The sequence below is a fragment of the Actinotalea ferrariae genome (assembly GCF_019733465.1).
Taxonomy (GTDB): Bacteria; Actinomycetota; Actinomycetes; order Actinomycetales; family Cellulomonadaceae; genus Actinotalea; species Actinotalea ferrariae_A.
In genome coordinates this window covers 1-2,676 of sequence record NZ_JACVQL010000062.1, presented here as the reverse complement: position 1 = coordinate 2,676, position 2,676 = coordinate 1, and the positions used below count along the sequence as shown (strand labels likewise).

The window sequence follows — 2,676 nt, the reverse complement described above, 5'->3', positions numbered from 1 at the left end:
CCGCGCACCGCCGCCGCCAGGCCTGGCACGGCAGCGACCGGCAGGCCAGAGGGCGCCTCATGGCCGCGATGCGCGCCGCGTCGCACGCCCTGACCGACGCCGACCTGGCGCCGTCGTGGGCGGACGACGAGCAGCGCACGCGTGCGCTCGCCTCGCTCGTCGCCGACGGCCTCGCCGTGGTGGAGCAGGGTGAGAACGGCCCCGCCCACCGCCTCCCCGGGGGCGCGCTCGCGACCCCTCGCACGGGGCAGCCCGCGTGACCGGTCTCGTCGTCCCGCCCGCGTTCGCGGCCCGCGCCGCCCTCGGCCCCGCATGGGCCGACTGGCTCGACGCCCTGCCCCGCCTCGTGCGCGACCTGCTCGGCGAGTGGGACCTCAAGCCCGACGGCGACCTGCGACACGGCGAGACCGCGCTCGCGGTGCCTGTGCGGACGAGCACCGACCGCGCCGCGATCCTCAAGGTGACGTGGCCGCACTGGGAGGCGGAGACCGAGCACGTCGCGCTCCAGCGGTGGCACGGCGGCGGGGCCGTCGAGCTGCTGCGCGCGGACCCGCGCCGCCTGGCGCTGCTCCTCGAGCGCGCGCACCACGCCGACCTGACGACCGTGCCCGACGACGCGGCCAGCGAAATCGTCGGCCGGCTGTACCGCCGGCTGCACGTGCCGGCGACGCCGCAGCTGCGGACCCTCACCTCGCAGGTCGCCGAGTGGACCGACCGCCTCGCCGCGCTCCCGCGGGACGCGCCGGTGCCGCACCGCTTCGTGCAGCAGGCCGTGTCGCTCGGCCGCGCCTTCACGGCGGACCCGGCGACCGACGGCACGCTCGTGCACACCGACCTGCACCACCTCAACGTGCTCGCCGCCGAGCGCGAGCCGTGGCTGGCCATCGACCCCAAGCCGCTCTCGGGCGACCCGCACTACGAGGTCGCGCCGATGCTGTGGAACCGCTGGGACGAGGCGGTCGCGTCGGACCTCCGCGGCAGGCTCCGTCGGCGGATGGACGTGCTCACCGAGACGGGCGAGCTCGACCACGAGCGGACGCGCGACTGGGTCGTGTTCCGGATGATGTGCAACGCGCTGTGGGCGATCGAGGACGCGGCCGCACGCCCCGGCGGTCTCACGGCGGAGGACCACCGCTGGTTCGACGTGTCGGTGGCGGTGGTCAAGGCCGTGCTCGACTGACCCGGGCGCCGCGCCGCGCAGCAACTCGTCGACGCCGCATGTCGATCCGGGTGTACCGCCGTTCGACCTGAGGGTGAGAGGGTCCCACGAGGGATCCGCACACCCGAGGAGATCACCGTGAAGTACATGCTGATCATGCGCTCGACCGACGAGGCCGAGGCGGCGTTCGCCGACGTCGACTTCGAGCAGGTCCTGGACGCGATGGGGCGCTACAACGACGAGATGATCCGGGCCGGCGTGCTGGTCGCGGCCGAGGGGCTCGACGACGCGGCGAAGGGCGTCGTCGTCGACTACTCGTCGCAGCCGCCCGTCGTCACCGACGGCCCCTACGGCGAGACGAAGGAGCTGTTCGGCGGCTTCTGGATCGTCGACGTCGCCTCGATCGAGGAGGCGGTCGAGTGGGCCAAGCGCGCGCCGCTCGGCGGGCCCGGCATGAAGGCCGAGATCCGCCGTGTCGCGAGCATCGACGAGTTCCCGCAGGACAACGAGTGGATCCGCAAGGAGCGCGAGTGGCGGGTCGCGACCGGCCAGCTCTGAGCGCGGACGACGCCGTGGCCGACCGCCCCGCCCCTCCGGCGGGGCGGCGCGCCGCCGCGTCGACGGGGCGGCGGGCGCACGGCTCGGACGCGCGTCATGCCGTCGAGGCGGTCTGGCGCATCGAGTCCGCCCGCATCGTCGGGGGCCTCGCGCGGTACACGGGCGACCTCGCGCTCGCCGAGGACCTGGCGCAGGAGGCGCTCGCGGAGGCGCTCGTCGCCTGGCCGCGCGACGGCGTCCCCGACCGCCCGGCCGGGTGGCTGCTCACGGTCGGACGGCGCCGCGCGATCGACGCGTTCCGCCGCCGCGCCGGCCGCAACGAGCGTTACGCGGTGCTCGCCGGCGGCCTCGGCGAGGGTCAGGCGACGTCGGGCGCGCTGACCGCGCCGCCGGACGACGAGGACGACGACGTGCTGTGGGACCCCGACCGCATCGACGACGACGTGCTGGCGCTCATGTTCACCGCGTGCCACCCCGCGCTGTCGCGGGAGTCGCAGGTCGCGCTCACGCTGCGCGTGATCGGCGGCCTCACGAGCGACGAGATCGGGCGCGCGTTCCTGGTCCCGACGGCGACCGTCCAGGCGCGCATCACGCGCGCGAAGAAGACCCTCGCGGCCGCGCAGGTGGCGTTCGCTGTGCCGCCGCCCGAGGAGCGACGCGAGCGGCTGGGCGCCGTGCTGAGCGTCGTCTACGTGATCTTCACCGAGGGCTCGACGGCGACGTCGGGCGACGCGTGGCTGCGGCCCGACCTCGCGCACGAGGCGGTGCGGCAGGCGCGCGTGCTCGCGCGGCTCGTGCCCGACGAGCCCGAGGTGCACGGCCTGCTCGCTCTGCTGGAGCTGACGGCGGCGCGCTTCCCCGCGCGCGTGGCGCCCGACGGCGCGCCGGTGCTGCTGGAGGACCAGGACCGCCGGCGCTGGGACCGCTCGGCGATCCGCCGCGGTCGCGCGGCGCTCGCG

3 protein-coding genes and 1 pseudogene are annotated in these 2,676 nt (G+C 75.9%); all 4 read left to right on the top strand.

Going from position 1 to position 2,676, the window contains the following annotated elements; all coding sequences use genetic code 11:
- Nucleotides 1-260 (top strand): annotated as a pseudogene (locus ICW40_RS05820) (hypothetical protein); the annotation flags it as partial.
- Nucleotides 257-1,180: an aminoglycoside phosphotransferase family protein gene (locus tag ICW40_RS05815; protein WP_221652892.1), complete on the top strand. Its 924-nt coding sequence runs from the start codon at nucleotides 257-259 to the stop codon at nucleotides 1,178-1,180. The pseudogene ICW40_RS05820 and the gene ICW40_RS05815, both read left to right, overlap by 4 nt.
- A 117-nt stretch (nucleotides 1,181-1,297) precedes the next feature.
- Nucleotides 1,298-1,717 (top strand): YciI family protein, encoded by a 420-nt coding sequence (locus ICW40_RS05810; RefSeq protein ID WP_308121648.1) that lies wholly within the window; start codon nucleotides 1,298-1,300, stop codon nucleotides 1,715-1,717.
- A gap of 119 nt (nucleotides 1,718-1,836) precedes the next feature.
- Nucleotides 1,837-2,676 (top strand): RNA polymerase sigma factor (locus ICW40_RS05805; RefSeq protein WP_308121649.1); only part of this gene is annotated, 840 nt, incomplete at its 3' end.